Source organism: Ferrovibrio terrae (assembly GCF_943371255.1).
In the GTDB taxonomy this organism is placed as follows: domain Bacteria; phylum Pseudomonadota; class Alphaproteobacteria; order Ferrovibrionales; family Ferrovibrionaceae; genus Ferrovibrio; species Ferrovibrio terrae_B.
In genome coordinates this window covers 1-21,136 of sequence record NZ_CALRUC010000051.1, presented here as the reverse complement: position 1 = coordinate 21,136, position 21,136 = coordinate 1, and the positions used below count along the sequence as shown (strand labels likewise).

The following is a 21,136-nucleotide window of genomic DNA, read 5'->3' as shown; positions in this document are numbered from 1 at the left end:
CACTAACCGAGGTGGCTGCGGATCTCCGCCACCAGCGCCTCGGTCACCGTCTCGCACATGCGCCAGACCTCGTCGAAGCCGTCGGTGCCGCCATAATAGGGGTCGGGCACGTCGCGGCCGAACTGGGGCGCATAGGAAAGATACAGTTTCAGCCGGTCGCGATGGGTGGGCGGGCAGAGTCGCTGCAACTGGCGGAAATGGCCGTCATCCATCGCCAGCACCAGGTCGAAACGGGCGAAATCCTTGGCCGTCACCTGGCGCGCCCGCAGACCGCTGAGATCGACGCCGTAACGCCGCGCGGTGGCGATGCTGCGGCGGTCGGGCGGGTCGCCAATGTGATAATCGTGTGTCCCGGCGGAATCGACCTCCACCCGCTCGGCCAGGCCGTGGCGCAGCAGCGCATGGCGCAGCAGGCCGTCGGCGGTGGGCGAACGGCAGATGTTGCCGGTGCAGACCATCAGCACGGCGAAATCAGGTTTGGTGGCGGCGGGCACGGGCATGGCCGGCAGGGAAGCATTGCGGCTTCCGCGGCGCAAGGCACTACACAGGCGCCGCGACGCATTCTACAGTGGTGGCGATGCCAACGCCGCCGCCTGATGACGAAACCGCCCTGCTGGACGCCAATGCGGCCTTCTACCGGGCCTTTGCCAATCGCGATATCGACGCGATGGGCGAACTCTGGGCCAAGCAGGCGCCCGTGGTCTGCATCCATCCCGGCTGGCCGCCGCTGATGGGGCGCGAGGCGGTGCTGGAAGGCTGGCGCCGTATCCTGGCCAATCCCTCGCAGCCGGTGCTGCAGATGATGGCGCCGCGCGTCACCCTGTGGGGCGATGTCGCGCTGGTGCTGTGTTTCGAGAAGGTCGAAGACCAGTATCTGATCGCGTCGAACCTGTTCGTGCGCGAGGGCAAGGCCTGGCGGCTCAGCCATCACCAGGCCGGGCCGGTGGCAACGCCGCCGCCGGGCAGTGCCAGCAACGACGATCCGGAGCCCGATGACGACGATGAGGATGACGAGGATGATGATGACGACGATTTCGATCCGTCGTCGGGCACCATCCACTAGCCGGCTTTCACCAGCGTGGTGATGCGGGTGCCGCCGCCGGTCTCGCGGATCAGGCGGCTTTTCAGGAACTCCAGCATCGGCGCCAGGGTTTCCTTCAGCTGCCAGGGCGGATTGATCACCAGCAGGCCGCTGCCGCTCATCTGCCTGGCATCCTTGGCCGGCCGCACCGTCAGTTCGATGCACAGCGTCTCGGATTTCAGCGCCTTCGCCAGGGCCGACTTCCAGCTCTCGATGCTTTTCTGATCCTTGATCGGATACCACACCGCCAGCTGGCCGGTGGCCCAGCGCTGCTGCGCGGCCAGCACCGCCTTGCTCAAGATTTCGAATTCATCCTTGGCCTCGAAGGCCGGATCGATCAGGGCCAGGCCCCGGCGCGGCGTCGGCGGCATCAGCGCCTTGATCGCCTCGAAGCCGTCGCGGTGATGGACCGCCACCGCGGAATCGCGGCCGAACTCGGCAGCCAGATTGCGCTTCAGCGCCTCGGCATCCTGCGGATGCAGCTCGCAGAGCGTCAGCCGGTCGTCGGGGCGCAGGCTGTCGGCCAGCAGCCAGGGCGAGCCGGGATAGCGCCGCAGCCCGCTGCCGCCCGGCTTCAGCTCGGGGTTCAGCCGTTTCAGCGCGGCGACATAGCGCGGCAGCTGTTTCTCGGCGGCCATGTCGGCCAGCACGGCGCCGACGCCGAAGCGGTATTCACCGCTGCGCTGCGCCTCGTCGCCGGCCAGGTCGTAGAGCCCGATGCCGGCATGGGTGTCGAGCAGATGCACCGGGCTCGGCTTGCGATGCAGGGCGTCCAGCAGTTCGAGCAGCACGACATGCTTCAGCACATCGCCGAAATTGCCGGCATGGAAGGCGTGGCGGTAGTTCATGCCGCAAGGTTTACGGCATTGCCGGCGGCGGCGTAAGCGTCACACCCGGGATTCAGACCTTGGCCTTCAGCAGCGCCATTTCGATGGCGCGGGTCACCTTGCCGTCGGTCGGCTTCACCGGGGTGGCGAAACCCTCGATCAGCCGGCCATCGGCGCCGATCAGGTATTTGTGGAAATTCCATTTCGGCAGCGCGTCCTCGCCCAGCTCGGCGGCGATCCAGCGATATAGCGGATGCGCCTTGGCGCCGGTCACCACCTGCTTGTCGGCGAGCGGGAAATCGATGTCGAAATTCACCTCGCAGAATTCCTTGATCTGCGCCGCCGAGCCCGGCTCCTGGCCGCCGAAATCGTTCGACGGCACGCCCAGCACCACCAGGCCCTTGTCGCGATACTGGCGCCAGACCTTTTGCAGATCAGCATATTGCGGGGTGAAGCCGCATTGCGAGGCGGTGTTGACCAGCAGCACCACCTTGCCCTGGAACTGTTTCAGCGGCATCGGCGTGCCGTCGATGGCGGTGAGTTCGAACTGGTGCGCGGTCATGCCGGTGCTTCCTCTTTTGCTCATCTGCTGGGCCTGCACATTGCTGCCGAAGGGCCCGAGCGCGATCAGGCCGGCGGCGATCAGCGGCAGCGAGGCGATGGTGCCCACCAGCCGGCGCCGCAGCGAGGGCATGGGCAAGGGCGTAACTGCTTGATTTGCTGTGTCCTTATCGTGACCGGCCATCGATTCAGGCTCCATTAACACTACCCGGACTTAACTATAGCGTTGTCATCCCGGCGGACCAGCCTGATCTGGCCGCCTTCTGCCGAGGCGTTTGCCCATGCCGACCCTGCCCGGACTGCTCACCTTCGCCGCCCTGTCGCTGATCGCGCTGGTGGCGGGTGTCTCGCTGACCCGCCTGGTGCCGGGGCTCGCGCTGCAGCATCCCGGCCTCCTGGCGCTGGGTCTGCTGATGATGTTCTGGGCGCTGCGCGAGATGCTGCTGCGCCGCCGCGTGCAGAACCGCCTGATTGCCGAGATCGAACAGCTGGCCGAGGAAGTGCTGCGCCTGCGCGGCGAGGAGCCGGCCACCGGCAGCGCCGCCATCGACGTACCGGCCGAGGAGATCGTGACGACACGCGCGACGCGTCCGCATCTGACCCGCCCGCATCTGGTGATGCCCGAGGCGCCGCATATTGCAAACGAGCCCCGCCTGATCCTGCCCGATCCGATGCGCACGCCCGAACCGCAGGATGACGGCACCCTGCTGGACGCCGTGCGCGATGCGCTCAACAACAACCGCGTCGAGCTGCATGTACAGCCGATCGTCAGCCTGCCACAGCGCCGCATCCGTTTCTTCGAGCTGCTGGCCCGTCCGCGCGATGCCGATGGCAAGGCCTATGCCGCCGCGCCCTGCCTGGTGGCGCTGGATGCCGCCGGCCTGCGCGCCGAATTCGATGCGCTGATGCTGCTGCGCGGCGTGCAGATGGTGCGCAAGCTGGAGCAGCGCGCCAAGGAGGTCGGTTTCTTCCTCAACCTGACCCCGGCGATGCTGGCCCAGGTCGAGACCTTCAATCCGCTGTATGATTTCCTCACCCGCGAACGCGAGCATGCCGCCAATATCGTGCTGGAATTCAGCTACGAGGGCGTGCGCCAGCTCGACCGCAACGGCCTGTACCGCATGAGCCAGCTGGCGGCGCTGGGCTTTGCGCTCTCGATCGACGGCATCGACCGTTTTGACCTCGATTTCGCCACGCTTGCGCGCAGCGGCGTGCGCTTCCTGAAATTCAACGCGGCCACCTTCAGCGATGTCAACGCGATTGCCAGATCGCCGGTCGACCTGGCCGACCTGAACGAGATCTGCAAGCGGCACGACCTGCTGCCGATCCTCACCAAGGTGGAGGCGGAAGCCGACCTGCTCAAGCTGGCCGACCTCAACTTCCCGCTCGGCCAGGGCCTGCTGTTCGGTCCGCCGAAGCTGGCCAAGGCTGCCTAGGGCTTTTTCGCCGCGATCAGGGCGTCGGCCAGTTCGACGAAACCGCTGCCGCCCTCGCCAGCTGTGATAAAGGCGGGCCTGGCCGCAATGCGGTCGAGAAACGGCCGCACATTGGCCACACCGACGCTGTAGGGAAAATAGCCGAACATCGGCGCGTCGTTCGGGCTGTCGCCGGCGAACACCACCTGGTCACGCACGGCATCGAGGTTCAGCCCGTACACCTCGTCAAACAGCACGCGTGTCATGGAGAGCTTGTCCCAGTGGCCGAACCAGCCGTTGACATGAATCGAACTGACCTTCGCGGTGGCGCCGGCCGCCTCGAACAGCGCGACGATCCTGTCGATGGCATCCTGTGGCAGCGCCGGCACGTCCTCGCAGAAATCCACCGCCAGGTCGCATTCGCGGTATTGCTGGTCAGACGCCAGCGCGCAGCCCGGCACCTCGCGCAGGATGGTCTGGCCGAGCGCCGTCAGCTTGCTGCGCGCCATCGCACGTTCGGCCTCGCTCTGGAAGAATCGCCGCTGCATCTTTTTCGCCAGGCGGTCGTAGCGCATGAACAGCGCGCCATTCTCGCCGACGATGGCATCCACCGGCCAGAAGCGGGCGATCAGGTCGCACCAGCCGGCCGGGCGCCCGGTGATCGGAATCACTCTGAAGCCAGCCGCCTCCAGCCGTTCCAGCGCCGTATACGCTGCCGCCGGCAACCGCCCATGGGTGGTCAGCGTGTCGTCGATATCGGTCAGCACATAGCGGATTCCACTGCGGTTTTGCGGCGTGAAAGCGGTCAGTGCACGGATATCGGCCATCAGTCTGCTATACAAATGTCTATGCTGCAGGTGCGAACGGGCGGGTTGCCCGGCGCGCAGGCGGGCGGCTATAGTCACCGCCACAAAAAAGTCCGTCAACCGCCCGCCCGTCGCCCACAAAAGGACCAGCCATGACCTATCAGGCCTTGCACGGCTATTACCTGGAAGACCTCCAGGTCGGCATGTCCGCGGTCTTTGAAAAGACGGTGACCGAGGCCGATATCGTCATGTTCGCCGATGTGTCGGGCGACACCAATCCGGTGCATCTGAACGAGGCTTTCGCCGCGGCAACGCCGTTCAAGGGTCGCATCGCCCATGGCATGCTGGGCGCCAGCCTGCTCAGCACGGTGTTCGGCACCAAGCTGCCCGGCCCGGGCTGCATCTATGTCTCGCAGGATCTGCGTTTCAAGGCCCCGGTGCGCATCGACGACACCGTGGTGGCCAAGGTGACGATCAGCGAAATCGTGCCTGAGAAGCGCCGCGTGACCTTTGCCTGCGAATGCCGGGTCGGCGATACTGTGGTGATCGATGGCGCCGCCACCCTGATGGTCAGCCGCAAGGCCAGGTAACGGCGTCCCTTCACCAGGGGTTTATCCGGCAACATGCGTCTTCTGCGTTCCAGCGCCAGTTTCCCGCCGGCACTTCGCGGCGCCGTGGCGGCGATCGGCAATTTCGACGGCGTGCATCTGGGCCATCGTGCCCTGATCGCCGCCGTGCATGCCCAGGCCGATCAGGCCGCAAAGCCGCGTGCCGTCATCACCTTCGAGCCGCATCCGCGCCGCTTCTTCGTGCCGTCTTCGCCGCCCTTCCGGCTCGATGCACTGGAGACCAAGGCGCGCCTCCTCGATGGCCTGGGCGTCAATGCTACGCTGGCGCTGTCCTTCGATGCCACGCTGGCGGCGCAGTCGCCGCAGGATTTCGTCGATCACATCCTGGCCCGCGACCTTGGCCTCAGCCATGTGGTGGTCGGCTACGATTTCACCTTCGGCAAGGCGCGCGCCGGCAATACCGACATGCTGCGCGATCTCGGCGCCCGGCATAATATCGGCGTCACGGTGGTTTCTGCGCAGGGTGACGGCGAAGCTTATTCCTCCTCGCGCGTGCGCAGCCTGCTGGAGGCCGGCGATGTGGTGACGGCCAACCGCCTGCTCGGCCGGCCCTGGGAAATCCTCGGCGTGGTGGAGCATGGCGACAAGCGCGGCCGCGAGCTGGGCTTCCCCACGGCCAATGTGGCGCTGACCGATTTCCAGGTGCCGAAATTCGGCATCTATGCCGTGCGCGCCGTGCTCGACGGCGAGTTGCATGACGGCGTCGCCAGTCTGGGCATCCGGCCGACGTTTGATCAGACCGATGTGAAGCTGGAAGTCTATCTGTTCGATTTCAGCGGCGATCTCTATGGCCGTTCGATGCGGGTGGAATTCCACGCCTTTCTGCGGCCCGAGCTGAAATACGAAGGTCCGGAACCGTTGAAGCGCCAGATCGCCGCCGATGTCGAGGCGGCTAGGGCCGTGATGGCAGGGCGTTGATTTCAGTTGGCGGCGTCTTTGAGACGCCAAGCAAACAATACAAATGTTATTGCTATGGAAGTAATGACAAGCAGTATGAGAAGCTTGTTTGCAGGTGTCTGTTCTGCCTGTAGCTCTTTTTCGAGCCCACTGAGATTGAATATGTACTTTCGCACCATTTTGAAGACTTTGAACGACTGAATTAAAACCACGACGAAGAATACAGCAAACAGCGGCGCCATCAGCCAGGCGGGCGGGGCGGTTTTGGTAATGATAATGGCATTAAAGCCCCAGATCAGGACGAGGAGTCCAATAGCCATTTTCGTTGTATTGAGAGACATGGTTTTCTTTTAGTGCGAAAAGGCCTGCCTTTTAAAACTTATTTTTGCTTCTGAGAGCAAGTTTGCCCGCCTCGACAGTCCCGGGCCCAAATGCTAAATCATCGCCATGCTTGGGCAATTCGCCATATCGGTCGGCCTGCGGGCGCCGCGAATTAGCGGCCCGGTCCTTTTCTAAGGCCCGGGATTTCCTCGACTTTTTCCCAGATCATCGCGCCGGCGCAAGCCCAGAGGCGTGTCACCCGAGTTGAGCCATGACCACCGACTATCGCCCCACCGTTTTCCTGCCCACCACCGATTTCCCGATGAAGGCCGGCCTGCCGGCCAAGGAACCGGAAATCCTCGCCCGCTGGGAGAAGATCGGCCTCTACGAAAAGCTGCGCGCCGATAGCAAGGGCCGCGAACAGTATGTGCTGCATGACGGCCCGCCCTATGCCAACGGCCATCTGCATATCGGCCACGCGCTGAACAAGATCCTCAAGGATGTCATCAACCGCTCACGGCAGATGATGGGCTTCGATGCCAATTACGTGCCGGGCTGGGACTGCCACGGCCTGCCGATCGAATGGAAGATCGAGGAAAAATACCGCGCGGCCGGCAAGAACAAGGATGAAGTGCCGATCGACGAGTTCCGCAAGGAGTGCCGCGATTTCGCCGAACACTGGATCGGCGTGCAGCGCGAGGAATTCAAGCGGCTCGGCGTGATCGGTGACTGGAAGAATCCCTACACCACGATGAGCTTCGCCGCCGAAGCCCAGATCGTGCGCGAGATCCAGAAATTCCTGATGAATGGCGGCCTGTTCAAGGGCTCCAAGCCGGTGATGTGGTCGATCGTCGAGCGCACCGCGCTGGCCGAGGCCGAAGTCGAGTATCACGAGCACACCTCATCCACGGTATTCGTCAAATTCCCGGTGGTGACAGCGAGCGTGAAGGCGCTGGAAGGCGCCAGCATCGTGATCTGGACCACCACGCCCTGGACCCTGCCGGGCAACCGCGCCATCGCATTGTCGAAAGACGCCGAGTATCTGCGCCTGCGTATCGACACCGTGGGCGAGAAGACGCTGGCGAAAGTGGGCGATGAAATCATCGTCGCCAAGGACCTGGCCGAAACGGTGGCCAAGGCTTGCGCCATCGAAAGCTTCACGCCCGTCGCCACGTTCAAGGGCACCGATCTTGTAGGCACCGTCTGTGCCCATCCGCTGCGCGGCCAGGGTTATGAGTTCGCCGTGCCGGTGCTGGCCGGCGATTTCGTCACCATGGATGCCGGCACCGGCTTTGTGCATATCGCGCCGGGCCATGGCGCGGATGACTACAATCTCGGCACCGCCAATGGCATCGAGGTGCCGCATACCGTCGATGCCGATGGCAGCTACTTCCGCCATGTGCCGATCTTCGGCGGCGACAGGCCCGCCCGCGTGCTGGACGATGCCGGCAAAGAAGGTGACGCGAATGGCCGCGTGATCGCCACCATGATCGAGGCCGGTGCGCTGGTCGGCAAGGGCCGCCTGCGCCACCAGTATCCGCATTCCTGGCGTTCCAAGGCACCGCTGATCTTCCGCAACACGCCGCAGTGGTTCATCTCGATGACCACCAACGACCTGCGCAAGAAGGCGCTGGCCGCCATCGATGCCACCGAGTTCTATCCGGCCTCGGGTCGCAACCGCCTTTATGCAATGATCGAGCAGCGTCCCGACTGGGTGATCAGCCGCCAGCGTGCCTGGGGCGTGCCGATTGCGGTATTCGAGAATAAGGAAACCGGCGAACTATTGCGGGACGAGGAAGTGAACGAACGCATCGTCGAGGCATGCCTCAAGGGCGGCGCCGATGCATGGTTCACCGCCCAGCCGGCCGATTTCCTCGGCAACAAATACACGCCGTCCGACTGGAAGATGGTGACCGACATTCTCGATGTCTGGTTCGATTCCGGTTCGACGCACAGTTTCGTGCTGGAACAGCGCCCCGACCTGAAATGGCCGGCCTCGCTGTATCTGGAAGGCTCCGACCAGCATCGCGGCTGGTTCCATTCATCCCTGCTGGAAAGCTGCGGCACGCGCGGCCGCGCGCCCTACGATGCCGTGCTGACGCACGGCTTCACGCTGGACGAGAAGGGCAGGAAGATGTCCAAGTCGCTCGGCAATACCACCGAGCCGCAGGATGTCATCAAGCAGTCGGGCGCCGATATCCTGCGCCTGTGGGTGGTGTCGTCGGATTACTCCGAAGACCTCAGCGTCGGCAAGACCATCATCCAGGCACAATCCGATGCCTATCGCCGCCTGCGCAACACGCTGCGCTACCTGCTCGGCAACCTGGCCGGCTTCCAGGAATCCGAACGCCTGCCGCATGCGCAGATGCCGGAGCTGGAGCGCTGGGTGCTGCATCGTCTGGCCGAACTGGGCCAGGTGGTGCGCGAAAGCTGCGAGGCCTACGATTTCCACCGCATGTATGTGGCGATCTATAATTTCTGCGCCGTCGATCTTTCGGGCTTCTATTTCGACATCCGCAAGGATGCGCTGTATTGCGACGCGCCCACCAGCATCCGTCGCCGTGCTGCCCGCACCGTGCTGGATCATCTGTTCAACTGCCTGGTGAAATGGCTGGCGCCCTTCATCAGCTTCACGGCGGAAGAAGCCTGGCTGACGCGCTATCCGTCGGAAGACGGCAGTGTGCATCGCGAACTCTTCCCCACCATTCCTGCCGAATGGCTGGATGCGGCGCTGGGCGCCAAGTGGGAGAAGGTGCGGCGGGTGCGGCGTGCCGTCACCGGCGCACTGGAGATCGAACGCGCCGAGAAGCGCATCGGTGCCAGCCTGCAAGCGCATCCGATGGTCTACGTCACCGCCGAGGATGCCGCCGCGCTGGAGGGTATCGATTTTGCCGAAACCTGCATCACCTCGGGTATCACCGTGCAGGTGGGCGAGGGGCCGGCCGATGCCTTCCGCAGCGAGGACGTGAAGGGCGTGGCCGTCGTGCCGCAGCAGGCCTCGGGCCTCAAATGCGAACGCTGCTGGCAGGTCCTGCCGGATGTTGGGCATGTGCCGGGTCATGACGACCTGTGCAAGCGCTGCGCCGAGGCTGTCTCCGGCGCGGTCGGGTCCGCGGCATGATCCGGCGGCTCCCCCTTTTCGGTCTGCTGCTGGCCGTCGCCATTCTGGTGGCCGACCAGATCAGCAAGCTGTTTTTCCTCGACCTGATGCAGCAGAACCCGGCCGGCATCGTGGTGACGCCGTTCTTCAACCTGGTCATGGTCTGGAATTCCGGGGTCAGCTTCGGCTTGTTCCAGGAAGACAGCGATTTCCGCAGCTGGACGCTGATCGGGGTCGCGCTCGGCGTGCTGGTCTGGCTCGGGCTCTGGCTCTGGCGCTGCCAGTCCGGGCTGGTGGCCGCCGCTCTCGGGCTCATCATTGGCGGGGCGATCGGCAATGTGATCGACCGGCTGCGCTTCGGTGCGGTGTTCGATTTCCTCGATTTCCATGCCTTCGGCCAGCATTGGCCGGCTTTCAATCTGGCCGACAGCGCCATCGTGGTCGGTGTCGTCCTGCTGCTGATCGACGGCTTCCGGCCCCAGAAGACGGCCTCTTAAGACGCCCGGGGGATCGGATCGCTACTTGAGGTAGGCGTTCCCTCGATTCGTTGCGCCCGGACGCGAATGGTGGCAGCATCCCCCTAGAGGTGACGTGCGGACGAGAGGCAGGATGCTTCGGTCGGGGTGGACCGGACGGCAAGGCCGTTCCGGAAAAGGGGTGGCGACAGGCTGTGACAGTCCGTTGCCCGCCGCACAAAAGCAAAAGGTCGTCAGGCAAGTCATTGCCGGCGCGGCTGGGATCGCAGGACGCGCATGACGCTGCCCGCGCCCGCACGCCATTCCGCGCGCCATCAGCTCTCCGCCCGTCAGGTCAAGGTGACGGTGATTGCGGCGCTGTTACTGGGCTTCTTCTCCAGCCTGTTCCAGATCGCCCTCGATATCCGCAATGAGGTCAACCAGCGTGAAGCCACCGTCACCCAGGTGATGGATATGCTGAACGACGCCGCCTCGCAGGCAGCCTATGCGCTCGATGAACAGCTGGCTGCGCGCGTGGTCAGCGGCCTGCTGCTATATCAGCCGATCTGGCGTGCCGAGATCTATGACAATTATGGGCGCCGCATGGCGATGCAGGAGCGCGGTCAGACCCCGACGCCGCCAAAGAGCGAGGATGCCTGGGGCGTGGCGGAGACATTCGCCCTCTTGCTGCCATCCACCGATGAAACGCTGATCCGACCGCTCTATGGTCCGCGCGATCGCGACCTGGTCGGCGAGATGCGCGTCGATGTCGATGGTACCCTGCTGGCGCGCAGCATCCTCAGCCGCACCTGGGTGGTGATTGTCACCGGCTTTGTGCGCAATTTCGTGCTCGCGCTGATCCTGGCCGTGCTGTTCTATTTCACCCTGACCCGGCCGCTGCTCAATCTGGTGGCGCAGATCGAACGCGCCGATCCGCGCCGGCCGCAGGAAACCGGCATCACCGTGCCCAAAGGCCATGAGCGGGACGAGTTCGGCATGCTCACCGAGCGGGTCAATGCCATCCTGGGCGCCGGTGGCGAATATCTCGCCGAGGTGGAACGCAACCGCGAAATGCTGCGCGTCGTGCTGGATGCGATCCCGGCACCGATCACGCTGAAGGACGCCGATGGCCGCTACATGCTGGTTAACAGCCGCTGTTCCGATGTGTTCGGCCTGCCGGCCGACCTGATTATCGGCCGCCATCTGCGCGAGCTGCCGCTGCCCGGCATCCACCCGGACAAGCGCGACGACTTCGTCCGCTTCAGCGATGACAACGAGGCCGCGATGATCGCGTCCGGGGCGCCGGTGCTGAATGTGGAACGCACCTACTACATGATCGATGCGCCGCATCTGACCATGCTGGAAAGCAAGGTGCCGCTGTTCGACGCCAATGGCGCGGTGACCGGCGTGATCTCCATCGCGCTCGATATCTCCGAACGCAAGCTGGCGGAAAAGGCGCTCGATGAAGCCAACAGCCGCCTGCGCGCCCAGGCCGAGGATCTTGAGCGGCTGGCATCGTCCTATGCGCGCGAGCGCGAGCATGCCATCGCGGCCAATCGCGCCAAGTCGGAATTCCTGGCCAATATGAGCCATGAACTGCGCACGCCGCTCAATGCCATCATCGGCTTTGCCGAGGTGATCACCCTGCGCATGTGGGGCGCCAATTCCGACCGCTATTTCGACTATGCCGAAGACATCGTGATGAGCGCCCGGCATCTGCTGCATGTCATCAACGACATCCTCGACATGTCGAAGATCGAGGCCGGCCGCTACGAGCTGTCGCTGGAGGATGTCGACCTGCCCACGGTGATCGGCGACTGCCTCACCATCGTGAAGGGCCGCGCCCAGGAAGCCGATATCGACCTGATCGACGAATTCCCCTCCGCGCTGCCGCCGGCGCGCATCGATGCCCGCGCCATCAAGCAGGTGCTGCTCAACCTGCTGTCCAATGCGATCAAGTTCACGCCATCGGGCGGTGCCGTCCGGGTGACCGGCAGCAGCGGTTCCGATGGCAGCCTGACGATCACGGTACGGGATACCGGCGTGGGCATCCGGGCCGAGGATCTGGCGCGGATTTTCGAGCCGTTCTGGCAGGGCGACCCCAATATTCGCCGCCGCAGCGAGGGCACAGGCCTTGGGCTGGCGATCAGCCGCAAATTCGTCGAGCTGCATGGCGGCACCCTGTCGATCGCCAGCGGCGAATCGGGCGGCACGGTGGCGATCATCCGGCTGCCCGGCCGAACCCCGGCAGTGGCCTGACACGACAAAGTGCGGGCGCGGAAATCCGCGCTATTTCCGGGATGTAGAGAGCAGCGGGCACCCTTGTGCCGGAACCGGCCGCGGGGCTAAAATCCCCCGCCTCGCGTTCAACAAGGGATCGTTTTGCCATGGGTCGACCGAACATTGCCGGCCGACATCTGCGCCTGCCGTCTGTCGGCGGCCTCGCGCTGCTGGCTTGTGCTGTGGCGCTGACCGGCTGCGACTCCACCAAGGAGGCGCTTGGCCTGACCAAGAAGTCGCCGGATGAATTCGTCGTTGTCACCAAGGCGCCGCTGGTGCTGCCGCCGGAGTTCGGCCTGCGCCCGCCGGATCCGGGTGCACCGCGCCCGCAGGAAGTGCCGGCCCGTGACCGCGCGGCTGCCGCCTTCGGTGGCAACAGCACCGATGCGGCCGGCCAGATCACCCCGCTGAGCCGTGGGGCCGTGGCCAACCAGCCGCGCTCGGCCGGCGAGCAGGCGCTGCTGCAGCAGGCGCGCGCCGGCAATGCCGATCCCGATATCCGCCGCAAGGTGAATGACGAATTCACCCAGCTCGCCGAGCGTGACCGCCGCTTTGTCGACCGTCTGATGTTCTGGCAGAGATCAGAAGAGCCCGGCCTGGCCGTCGATCCGGCCAAGGAAGCCCAGCGCCTGCGCGAGAATGCGGCGACCGGCAAGCCGTCCACCACCGGCACAGTGCCGACCATCAAGCGCCGCGAACGCGGCCCGCTTGAGGGTGTTTTCTGACGGAGCTTTCCCCCAGTCCACGGAGCTGCCTGTGCGCAACCGCCTGATCGCCGTCCTGTCCGCAGCTGTTCTATGGCTTGCGGGCGCCCCCGGCGACAGCCGGGCGCAGGTTTTCAATCCGACCCAGTTCATGCTCGGCAACGGCATGCAGGTGGTTCTGATCGAGGATCACCGCGCGCCTGTCGTGCATCACATGGTGTGGTATCGCGTCGGCGCTGCCGACGAGGCGCCGGGCGTGTCAGGCGTGGCGCATTACCTGGAACATCTGATGTTCAAGGGCACGCCCAGCGTGCCGCCGGGCGAGTTCTCCAAGATCGTGTCGCGCGAAGGCGGCCGCGACAATGCCTTCACCTCATCTGATTATACCGGCTATTTCCAGACCATTGCGCGCGACCGGCTTGAACTGGTGATGCGCATGGAAGCCGAGCGCATGAGCCAGCTCAATCCCAGGGCTGCCGACGCCAAGCCGGAGCTGCAGGTGGTGATGGAAGAGCGGCTCAGCCGCACTGACAACAATCCGGGTGCGCTGTTCGGCGAACAGCTCGATGCCGCGCAGTATCTCAGCCACCCTTACGGCCGCCCGGTGATCGGCTGGCCGGCGGAAATCCAGCGACTGACCCTGGATGATGCGATGACCTTCTACCGCACCCATTACGCGCCCAACAATGCCATCCTGATCGTCGCCGGCGATGTGCGCCCGGCAGAGCTGAAGGCACTCGCCGAAAAATACTACGGCATGATCCCGATGCGCCCGGTTCCGCCGCGCTTCCGCCCGCAGGAACCCAACCAGCTCGCCGCGCGCCGGCTCAGCATGACCGACGGCCGCGTCACCCAGCCTTCGATGCGACGCACCTATCTGGCGCCCAGCCGCTCGGCCGGCGAGAAGCAGCATGCCGTGCCGCTCGCCGTGCTGGCCGAGATTCTGAATGCGCCGACCGGCCGCCTGCACAAGGCGCTGGTCAGGGGCGACGGGCCGGCAGTATCGGCCGGCGCCTGGTATTCCTCGCTGTCGCTCGATCCCGGCACTTTCGGCTTCAGCGCCTCGCCCAAGCGCGGCCGCAAGCTGGAAGAGGTGGAGGCGGCGCTGGATCGCGTGATCGCCGATCTGCTGTCCGATGGCATCGGCGACGACGAGATGCGCCGCGCCCGTACCGGCATGCAGGCCGAAACCGTGTTCGCCCGCGATGGCCTCTCGGGTGCCGCGCGCATCTTCGGCGTGGCGCTCACCACCGGGCTGACGGTGGAGGATGTCGAGGCCTGGCCCCGGCTGGTCGATGCGGTGACGCGCGACCAGGTGCTGGCCGCCGCCCGTTATGTGTTCGACCTGCGCCGGTCTGTCACCGGTTATCTGCTGCCCAAGGAGCAGAGCTGATGCGCCGCATCCTTCTCGCCGTTCTGCTGCTCTGCGCCGCGGTCTCGGCTGAAGCCGCACCGAAGATCGAGCGGATCAAGACCCCGCTCGGCCTCGAGGTCTGGTTCGTGCGCGAACCGGCGATCCCGATGCTGGCGCTGCAGGCGACCTGGCGTGGCGGTTCGTCCAGCGATCCGCTGGGGCAGGAGGGCTTGGCACAGCTGGCCACCGGCCTGCTCACCGAGGGTGCCGGCGATCTGTCGGATGACGACTACCAGACCGCGCTGCAGGAAGCCGCGATTGCGGTCGATTTCAGCACCGAGCGCGATTACACCACGGTGACGCTGCGCACGCTGAGCCAGCATCGCAATCGCGCGTTTGAGCTGCTGAAACTGGCGCTGACCGCGCCGCGCTTCGACGACGAACCGGTGCAGCGCATCAAGGCGCAGGCGCGCGTGGCCTATGAACGCAGCCGCGCCAGCCCCAATGCGCTGGCGGGCGAGCGCTTCGCCCAGCTGGCCTATGGCGACCACCCCTATGGCCGCCGTTCCTCGGCCAGCGCCGACAGCCTGGAGCGCATCGATCGCGCGGCGATGGCTGGTTTCACCCGTGACCTGCTTGCCCGCAGCAACCTGGTGATCGGCGCCGTCGGCGATATCGCGCCCGACGATCTCGCCCGTCTGGTCGATGCCAGCTTCGGTGCCCTGCCGGCCCAGGCCAAGGTGGCATTGCCGGCGCAGGTGACGCCGAAGACCGCTGCGCAGCCGGTGGTGATTCCGTTCCCCAATCCGCAGAGCATCGTGATCTTCGGCGCGCCCGGCATCGCCCGCGAAGACCCCGACTGGTATGCCGCCACCGTGCTGAACCAGGTGCTGGGTGGCGGCGGCATGGCCTCGCGCCTGTTTGAAGAGGTGCGCGAAAAGCGCGGCCTGGTCTATTCGGTCGGTACCCAGCTGAGCCCCTACAAGGCGGCATCCCTGCTGTCGGGCTCGCTCGCCACCTCCAATGCCCAGGTTGGCGATGCCCTGCGGCTGGTGCGCGCCGAATTGCTGCGTGTCGCCCGGGATGGCATCACCGATACCGAGCTGGCCTCGGCGAAATCCTTCATGACCGGGTCTTTCCCGCTGCGGCTCAGCTCCAATGCCGCCATCGCCGGCATGCTGGTGGCGATCCAGAATACCGGCCTGCCGCCGGATTACATCGACGCCTATCCCGGCCTGATCAACGGCGTGACCCAGGCTGATATCCGCCGGGTGGCGCAGCGCCTGTTCGCGCGCGACGACTATCTGGTGGTCGTGGTCGGCCAGCCTGCCGGGCTTGGTGGCTGACGCTATGGCGATCCGCCGCCTGCCTGAAACGCTGGTCAACCGCATCGCCGCCGGCGAGGTGGTCGAACGGCCGGCCTCTGCGGTGAAGGAACTGGTGGAGAATGCCATCGATGCCGGCGCGCGCCGCATCGATATCGCCACCGCCGCCGGCGGCCGCACCCTGATCAGCGTCGCCGATGACGGCAAGGGCATGGCGCGCGACGATCTCGCCATCGCGGTCGAACGCCACGCCACCTCCAAGCTGCCGGGCGACGACCTGCTGGATATCCGCTGGCTCGGGTTTCGCGGCGAGGCACTGCCCTCGATCGGTGCGGTTGCGCGTTTGAACCTGATGACACGCCAGCCCGACAGCGACAGTGCCTGGCAACTCGAGGTTGATGCCGGCAAGGTCGGCGCCGTGAAGCCGGCGGCGGCCGGCAAGGGCACCCGCATTGAGGTGCGCGACCTGTTCTATGCCGTGCCGGCGCGGCTGAAATTCCTCAAGACCGACCGCGCCGAAGACCTCGCCGTGCAGGAAATCGTCAAGCGGCTGGCGATGGCACATGCCGGCATCGCCTTCACCCTGCAGCAGGATGGCCGCACCAGCTTCCGCGCCGATGCGGTGCCCGACAACCTGCTGGACGATCCGGCCAACACGCAGCGGCTGGGTCGGCTGGAGCAGATTCTCGGCCGCGACTTCGCCGACAATGCCGTGCCGATCAAGGCCGAGCGCGAGGGCATCCATCTCACCGGCTATGCCGGCCTGCCGACCTATAATCGCGGCAATGCCCAGCATCAGTATCTCTTCGTCAATGGCCGCCCGGTGCGCGACAAGCTGTTTGTCGGCGCTGTGAAGGGCGCCTATGCCGATTTCCTCAGCCATGACCGCCATCCAGTGGTGGCGCTGTTTCTCGAGGTGCCGGCCGAACAGGTCGATGTCAACGTGCATCCGGCCAAGGCAGAGGTGCGCTTCCGCGATCCAGGCCTGGTGCGCGGCCTGATCGTCGGCGCGCTGCGCCATGCGCTGGCCGAGGCCGGCCATCGCGCCAGCACCACGGTGGCGCAGGCAGCACTCGGCGCGCTGCGCCCTCAGAATGCTCCCACCATGCCGCTGCCCTTCCAGTCGACCTTCGGCGGCGGCAACAATTCGCGCTGGCGCGGCTATGACAATCTGCGGCCCACTTCGCTGCCCGGCCTGGCCGAGGCCGCCGCGCTCTACAATGCTCCCCAGGGAGATTTTTCGGCGGGCGATTTCTCGCGCGATGCCACCGGCGAGATCGTTGCCATCGCCGAGGGGCTGGCGCCGGGTGCACGCAATGAGGATGCCGGCGTCGCTCCGGTGCCGCTACAGAGCTATCCGCTGGGTGCCGCACGCGGCCAGCTGCATGAAACCTATATCGTGGCGCAGACTGCCGATGGCATTGTCATCGTCGACCAGCATGCTGCCCATGAGCGCCTGGTCTACGAGCGCATGAAGGTCAATCTCGAATCCGGCCGCGTGCCGCGTCAGGCCCTGCTGCTGCCCGAGGTGGTGGAACTCACCGAGCCCGAAGCCGCGCGGCTTGCCGCCCGTGCCGATGAGTTGGCTGAACTCGGCCTGGTGCTGGAAGGGTTCGGCGCAGGTGCTGTGGTGGTGCGCGAGGTGCCGGCGCTGCTGGGTGATGTTGCCGTGCAGAATCTGGTGCGCGATCTGGTCGATGCGATTGCCGAATACGACAATGTGCTGCCGCTGAAGGAAAAGCTGGAAGAGGTCTGCGGCACCATGGCCTGCCATGGCAGCGTGCGCGCCGGCCGCCGGCTGACCTTGGACGAGATGAATGCGCTGCTGCGCCAGATGGAAGCCACGCCGCATTCCGGCCAGTGCAACCATGGCCGTCCCACCTATGTGGAACTCAAGCTCGCCGATATCGAGAAGCTGTTCGGCCGGCGTTGAATCGCCTGAACATCGCCGTATGCGGAGCAGGCGCGGCTAAGCTGCGTCTACGTATGCTATTTCCTTGCATGGCCAGCCGATCACGATAGGGTTGTATCGAGCCGATACAATGTCATCGCGCTCGGGAGGAACATGGACGCTTACCTCCACGCCAGTCCGGAAGTACAGCTTCTGGCCAGGAAGATCGATTTGCCGTCGCGCTTTCTACGGTTTGGTATCACCGATCTGACGCGGCAGAATCTCAAGGCGGTCCAGCCGATCCTGCAGGCTCATCTTAACGGCCTGTCAGCGCGGTTTTACGACTTCCTGCGCCGTTTCCCGGAAACCGAGCGCATCTTCCAGAACCACGACAGCGACGTGATCCGCCAGCATCTGCAGCGGCATTGGCTGCGGGTTCTGCAAGGGCATTATGACGACGAGTATGTCATCGCCGCACTGACTATCGGCCATGTGCATTACAAGGCGCATGTCTCGCCGCCGATGTACATCGCGGGCTACAACTACTTCCTCTCCAGTTTCCTGCAGGTGGTCACCACCGACTATCGCGGCAGCGATTTCGTCGCGGCCACCGGTTCGGTATCGAAGGTGATCCTGTTCGACATGTCGATCACGCTCACCGCCTTCATGGTCAGCGCGTTGCAGGGCGATCAGCGCGACTAGGGATGTCGTTAACCCGGCGCTGAAATATAGTGCCGCTGCATACCGCGTAAAATGTCATCAATGATCCGTGGCGCGATGCGCGCGGTCATGGCAAATAACGGGCATATCGATCCTCTCGCCAGGGACATATGCATGACCATCATCAAAACCGTCGAAGATCTTGAAACGCTCTACGGCCAGCCGGGAGAAGCCTCGACCGCCAAGGAGATCGCCTATATCTCGCCAGAATATCGCGCCTATATCGAGTCCTCGCCCTTCGTGGCACTGGCCACGGCAGGCCCGGAAGGGCTCGACTGCTCGCCGCGCGGCGACCGTGCCGGTTTCGTGCGCATCCATGATGATCGCACGCTGATGCTCCCGGACCGGCGCGGCAACAACCGCGTCGACTCACTTCGCAACATCGTGCGCGATCCGCGCGTCGGTCTGCTGTTCGTGATCCCCGGTTCGGGCAATACGCTGCGCATCAATGGCCGCGCCCATCTCGACACCGATCCGGCCCTGCTCGACAGTTTCAGGATGGAAGGCAAGGCGCCGCGCTCGGTGATCGTGATCGCGGTGGATGCGGTGTATTTCCAATGCGCCCGCGCCATCGTGCGCGCCGATCTGTGGAACCCGGCGCTGCATGTCGATCCGAAAACCCTGCCCACGGCCGGCCAGATCCTGGCGGCCCTGAGCAACAACCGGGTCGGTGGCGAGACCTATGACCGTGAATGGCCGGAGCGTGCCAAAGCATCGATGTGGTAGCGGGCCGCGCTATCCGGTCGGATGAGTGAGACCCGCCCCACCCCCTCGGAGGGCGGATCTCCCGGCAACCGGTTATGGTCGCTGCAGCAGTTTTGGCAGCGCCCCCGGCTGCAGGTTGGCCAGCGGCAGGGAATCTGCGGCCAGAACCTGCGAGACACGGCCGGCGTCCAGCGACGCGGTTTCAGCGGCCAGGTCGAAATCGATCAGGGTTTTAAAGCTGGGATGCGCGCTATCGTCATGCTTGCGATGCGCGGCCAGCAAGACGACAGATGTGGTTGCAGGGACGGATGTGCTTGATTGGTCGGTCTTTTTGCGGTCGCCCATGGTTGATCCCCTCTTCATAGCCCCGTGCCAACCCCATTCTGAGGCCCATCGAGGCAGACTCTTTCTGAGACAACGTTAGTTTAGCCCTGTCCGGCGGCGCGATATTGTCCCACTGTCTCGGAAGTGTTGCCCCGGTGTTTCAATATCCCGCCCGGGGCTTCAGTCCCGGGAGATAGAAGCCTTTGGATGGCCGGGCCTTGCGGTCGCTTCGGCGTTGCATTGCTGCGGTCTGGCGTGGAACTATGGCTTGCCGCGGGCAGGCGGCGAATCAGGGTGAAAGACGGCACAGAATGGCCCCCCAGATCCCCCAGGCGTCGATTCCAAGGGCATCGCTCGTGCCCGGCATGGTGCCGGATGAGGTGCTGGCACCGTTATGGCGTGAATCCATCACGCCCTATTTCGATGCCCAGCCGATCGGTGCAGCCGGCACGCCGACGATCCACCAATATCATCTCGGCCGGGCGCTGTTCGCCGATACCACGTTTTCCGCCCAGCATTTTCGCCGCGATCCGCGCTGGATGGCGCGTAACGACGATGCCGATCACCTGATGCTGCAACTCTATGTGCGCGGCACAAACGGCGGCATCAACGGCAGCAAGACATTTCTGGAAAAGCCGGGCAACATCTATGCCGTGAACCTGGCCTTCGATACGGATGCGAAATCCACCGATGCCGAGGTGCAGACGCTGATCCTGCCGCGCGACCTGCTGATGGAGGAACTGGCGCATCTGGTCGATGCTTCTGGCGCGCTGTTTCCTGATGAGTCGGCATCGGCGCTGATCTTCAGCGATCACATGCTGTCGCTGCGCCGTCACCTGCGCGCGGCCCCGGCTGCCGAAATCCCGGTGATCATGCAGGCCACCATTGGCCTGCTCGATTCCCTGTCCACTCATGGCGATGTGGAATCGACCGTGGCACGATCCGCCACCCTGCGCACCCTGTGCCGCTATATCGACGACAACCTGCGCGATCCGATGCTGGGCGTGGATAGTTTGTGCCGGCATTTCCGTTGCTCGCGCGCCACGCTGTATCGGCTGTTCTCGCCGTTGGGCGGTGTGCGCGACCATATTCAGCGGCGCCGGCTGATGGCCTGCTTCAAGGCCATCAGCGGCCCGGGTCAGCGTCGCATCTACGACATCGCGCTCGATTTCGGCTTCGTCTCGCCCAGCCATTTCAGCACGCTGTTCCGGGCCCATTTCGGCATCACGCCGCGCGAGGCCCGCGATGCCGGGCTGCAACGCGCGGGGCTGTCCACGCGGATCGAACTGGTGACGGCCGGGCATTCGCCGGCGGAGGATATCGAGCTGATGTGGCACTGGGGCAAGACCCTCGCGCGCGGCGGGATGGAGTGATCCGGGCTCTTGCCGGCTGAAAATCCCTGCCTATATGACCTGCAGGCCCACCATTTTGACGTGTGTTTCGCAAGCGGTGTTTCACGGAATAAGCTGAAGCAAGCCCGGAATAAGCCGCCATAAGCCCCGGATAAGCCGTTTTAAGCCTGGAATAAGCAGAAATAAAAGTCGAATAAGCCAGTATAAGAGTTTTCAGTACGCGTTTTGCGTGTGCCGGGCGGTCCCGCAGCCGGCTCAGTTTCGCAGCAGGAAGGTCAGCCGCGCCGGGCCCTGCTGGCGCTCCTCCAGCAGCGCGAAGCCGGGCGGGATGGCGAATGATCCCTTGGCGTCGGTCTCCACCATCACCAGCGCATCGGGTTTCAGCCAGC

Annotated in this window: 20 protein-coding genes; 14 read left to right on the top strand and 6 right to left on the bottom strand. The window is 64.7% G+C overall.

Translation table 11 applies throughout. The features are described 5' to 3' along the window. Positions 1-2: 2 nt before the first annotated feature. Positions 3-500: a low molecular weight protein-tyrosine-phosphatase gene (locus tag AAG799_RS12320; RefSeq protein WP_341896260.1), complete on the bottom strand. Its 498-nt coding sequence runs from the start codon at positions 498-500 to the stop codon at positions 3-5. A gap of 77 nt (positions 501-577) precedes the next feature. Here AAG799_RS12320 and AAG799_RS12315 point away from each other — a divergent pair, with 77 nt between their 5' ends. After that, a complete protein-coding gene (locus tag AAG799_RS12315) occupies positions 578-1,063 on the top strand; it encodes a nuclear transport factor 2 family protein (RefSeq protein ID WP_341896258.1) in 486 nt (161 codons plus the stop codon). On the opposite strand, the gene rlmJ is transcribed toward AAG799_RS12315, so the two are convergent. Then, positions 1,060-1,929, bottom strand: coding sequence for a 23S rRNA (adenine(2030)-N(6))-methyltransferase RlmJ (gene rlmJ, locus AAG799_RS12310; RefSeq protein WP_341896256.1), 870 nt, complete (start codon positions 1,927-1,929; stop codon positions 1,060-1,062). The genes AAG799_RS12315 and rlmJ overlap by 4 nt on opposite strands. A gap of 52 nt (positions 1,930-1,981) precedes the next feature. Continuing rightward, positions 1,982-2,494, bottom strand: coding sequence for a glutathione peroxidase (locus AAG799_RS12305; RefSeq protein WP_341896277.1), 513 nt, complete (start codon positions 2,492-2,494; stop codon positions 1,982-1,984). A gap of 256 nt (positions 2,495-2,750) precedes the next feature. Here AAG799_RS12305 and AAG799_RS12300 point away from each other — a divergent pair, with 256 nt between their 5' ends. Then, positions 2,751-3,905 (top strand): EAL domain-containing protein, encoded by a 1,155-nt coding sequence (locus AAG799_RS12300; protein ID WP_341896254.1) that lies wholly within the window; start codon positions 2,751-2,753, stop codon positions 3,903-3,905. Here the strand turns inward: AAG799_RS12300 and AAG799_RS12295 are convergent. Continuing rightward, positions 3,902-4,711 (bottom strand): HAD-IIB family hydrolase, encoded by an 810-nt coding sequence (locus AAG799_RS12295; protein ID WP_341896252.1) that lies wholly within the window; start codon positions 4,709-4,711, stop codon positions 3,902-3,904. The two genes, AAG799_RS12300 and AAG799_RS12295, sit on opposite strands and share 4 nt — an antisense overlap. Before the next feature lie 131 nt (positions 4,712-4,842). Between AAG799_RS12295 and AAG799_RS12290 the strand changes: the two genes are divergently transcribed. Then, positions 4,843-5,280 (top strand): MaoC family dehydratase, encoded by a 438-nt coding sequence (locus AAG799_RS12290; protein WP_341896250.1) that lies wholly within the window; start codon positions 4,843-4,845, stop codon positions 5,278-5,280. Between the two features lie 33 nt (positions 5,281-5,313). Beyond that, entirely contained in the window at positions 5,314-6,237 is a 924-nt protein-coding gene (locus AAG799_RS12285; protein ID WP_341896248.1) for a bifunctional riboflavin kinase/FAD synthetase, read from the top strand. 2 nt (positions 6,238-6,239) lie between these two features. Here AAG799_RS12285 and AAG799_RS12280 read toward each other — a convergent pair whose 3' ends face one another. Then, positions 6,240-6,557, bottom strand: a complete 318-nt coding sequence (locus AAG799_RS12280; RefSeq protein ID WP_341896246.1) for a hypothetical protein — start codon at positions 6,555-6,557, stop codon at positions 6,240-6,242. A 251-nt stretch (positions 6,558-6,808) separates the two neighbouring features. Between AAG799_RS12280 and ileS the strand changes: the two genes are divergently transcribed. The 9 genes from ileS to AAG799_RS12235 all read left to right on the top strand — a co-directional run bounded on the left by ileS (position 6,809) and on the right by AAG799_RS12235 (position 19,092). Beyond that, on the top strand, positions 6,809-9,658 hold the full coding sequence (gene ileS, locus AAG799_RS12275) for an isoleucine--tRNA ligase (protein WP_341896244.1): 2,850 nt from the start codon (positions 6,809-6,811) through the stop codon (positions 9,656-9,658). Next, the gene (gene lspA / locus AAG799_RS12270) at positions 9,655-10,134 is read left to right on the top strand and encodes a signal peptidase II (protein ID WP_341896242.1); all 480 of its coding nucleotides are present in this window, start codon (positions 9,655-9,657) and stop codon (positions 10,132-10,134) included. The genes ileS and lspA overlap by 4 nt, the downstream gene beginning before the upstream one ends. A 255-nt stretch (positions 10,135-10,389) precedes the next feature. Continuing rightward, a complete protein-coding gene (locus tag AAG799_RS12265; RefSeq protein WP_341896240.1) occupies positions 10,390-12,351 on the top strand; it encodes an ATP-binding protein in 1,962 nt (653 codons plus the stop codon). Between the two features lie 128 nt (positions 12,352-12,479). After that, a complete protein-coding gene (locus AAG799_RS12260; RefSeq protein WP_341896238.1) occupies positions 12,480-13,097 on the top strand; it encodes a DUF3035 domain-containing protein in 618 nt (205 codons plus the stop codon). Between the two features lie 31 nt (positions 13,098-13,128). Next, positions 13,129-14,469, top strand: a complete 1,341-nt coding sequence (locus AAG799_RS12255) for a pitrilysin family protein (RefSeq protein ID WP_341896236.1) — start codon at positions 13,129-13,131, stop codon at positions 14,467-14,469. Beyond that, entirely contained in the window at positions 14,469-15,776 is a 1,308-nt protein-coding gene (locus tag AAG799_RS12250; RefSeq protein WP_341896234.1) for a pitrilysin family protein, read from the top strand. Before AAG799_RS12255 ends, AAG799_RS12250 begins: the two co-directional genes overlap by 1 nt. Before the next feature lie 4 nt (positions 15,777-15,780). Next, positions 15,781-17,688 carry a DNA mismatch repair endonuclease MutL gene (gene mutL / locus AAG799_RS12245; RefSeq protein ID WP_341896232.1) on the top strand — a complete coding sequence of 636 codons (1,908 nt, stop codon included), beginning with the start codon at positions 15,781-15,783 and terminating at the stop codon, positions 17,686-17,688. 132 nt (positions 17,689-17,820) lie between these two features. Further along, positions 17,821-18,348, top strand: a complete 528-nt coding sequence (locus AAG799_RS12240; RefSeq protein ID WP_341896230.1) for a protoglobin domain-containing protein — start codon at positions 17,821-17,823, stop codon at positions 18,346-18,348. Positions 18,349-18,480: 132 nt separating this feature from the next. After that, on the top strand, positions 18,481-19,092 hold the full coding sequence (locus AAG799_RS12235; protein ID WP_341896229.1) for a pyridoxamine 5'-phosphate oxidase family protein: 612 nt from the start codon (positions 18,481-18,483) through the stop codon (positions 19,090-19,092). A 72-nt stretch (positions 19,093-19,164) separates the two neighbouring features. Here the strand turns inward: AAG799_RS12235 and AAG799_RS12230 are convergent, their stop codons facing one another. Beyond that, positions 19,165-19,416 (bottom strand): hypothetical protein, encoded by a 252-nt coding sequence (locus AAG799_RS12230; RefSeq protein ID WP_341896227.1) that lies wholly within the window; start codon positions 19,414-19,416, stop codon positions 19,165-19,167. Between the two features lie 290 nt (positions 19,417-19,706). On the opposite strand from AAG799_RS12230, the gene AAG799_RS12225 reads away from it, so the two are divergent. After that, positions 19,707-20,768, top strand: coding sequence for an AraC family transcriptional regulator (locus AAG799_RS12225; protein WP_341896225.1), 1,062 nt, complete (start codon positions 19,707-19,709; stop codon positions 20,766-20,768). Positions 20,769-21,136: the final 368 nt, after the last annotated feature.

Bases quoted from the DNA above. Each gene is read 5' to 3' on its own strand.
- AAG799_RS12250 (WP_341896234.1), top strand. From the start codon at position 14,469: ATGCGCCGCATCCTTCTCGCCGTTCTGCTGCTCTGCGCCGCGGTCTCG.
- AAG799_RS12305 (WP_341896277.1), bottom strand. From the start codon at position 2,494: ATGAGCAAAAGAGGAAGCACCGGCATGACCGCGCACCAGTTCGAACTC.
- lspA (WP_341896242.1), top strand. From the start codon at position 9,655: ATGATCCGGCGGCTCCCCCTTTTCGGTCTGCTGCTGGCCGTCGCCATT.
- AAG799_RS12290 (WP_341896250.1), top strand. From the start codon at position 4,843: ATGACCTATCAGGCCTTGCACGGCTATTACCTGGAAGACCTCCAGGTC.
- mutL (WP_341896232.1), top strand. From the start codon at position 15,781: ATGGCGATCCGCCGCCTGCCTGAAACGCTGGTCAACCGCATCGCCGCC.
- AAG799_RS12225 (WP_341896225.1), top strand. From the start codon at position 19,707: ATGGCCCCCCAGATCCCCCAGGCGTCGATTCCAAGGGCATCGCTCGTG.
- AAG799_RS12260 (WP_341896238.1), top strand. From the start codon at position 12,480: ATGGGTCGACCGAACATTGCCGGCCGACATCTGCGCCTGCCGTCTGTC.
- AAG799_RS12315 (WP_341896258.1), top strand. From the start codon at position 578: ATGCCAACGCCGCCGCCTGATGACGAAACCGCCCTGCTGGACGCCAAT.
- ileS (WP_341896244.1), top strand. From the start codon at position 6,809: ATGACCACCGACTATCGCCCCACCGTTTTCCTGCCCACCACCGATTTC.
- AAG799_RS12285 (WP_341896248.1), top strand. From the start codon at position 5,314: ATGCGTCTTCTGCGTTCCAGCGCCAGTTTCCCGCCGGCACTTCGCGGC.
- AAG799_RS12240 (WP_341896230.1), top strand. From the start codon at position 17,821: ATGGACGCTTACCTCCACGCCAGTCCGGAAGTACAGCTTCTGGCCAGG.
- rlmJ (WP_341896256.1), bottom strand. From the start codon at position 1,929: ATGAACTACCGCCACGCCTTCCATGCCGGCAATTTCGGCGATGTGCTG.
- AAG799_RS12280 (WP_341896246.1), bottom strand. From the start codon at position 6,557: ATGTCTCTCAATACAACGAAAATGGCTATTGGACTCCTCGTCCTGATC.
- AAG799_RS12300 (WP_341896254.1), top strand. From the start codon at position 2,751: ATGCCGACCCTGCCCGGACTGCTCACCTTCGCCGCCCTGTCGCTGATC.
- AAG799_RS12230 (WP_341896227.1), bottom strand. From the start codon at position 19,416: ATGGGCGACCGCAAAAAGACCGACCAATCAAGCACATCCGTCCCTGCA.
- AAG799_RS12235 (WP_341896229.1), top strand. From the start codon at position 18,481: ATGACCATCATCAAAACCGTCGAAGATCTTGAAACGCTCTACGGCCAG.
- AAG799_RS12320 (WP_341896260.1), bottom strand. From the start codon at position 500: ATGCCCGTGCCCGCCGCCACCAAACCTGATTTCGCCGTGCTGATGGTC.
- AAG799_RS12295 (WP_341896252.1), bottom strand. From the start codon at position 4,711: ATGGCCGATATCCGTGCACTGACCGCTTTCACGCCGCAAAACCGCAGT.
- AAG799_RS12265 (WP_341896240.1), top strand. From the start codon at position 10,390: ATGACGCTGCCCGCGCCCGCACGCCATTCCGCGCGCCATCAGCTCTCC.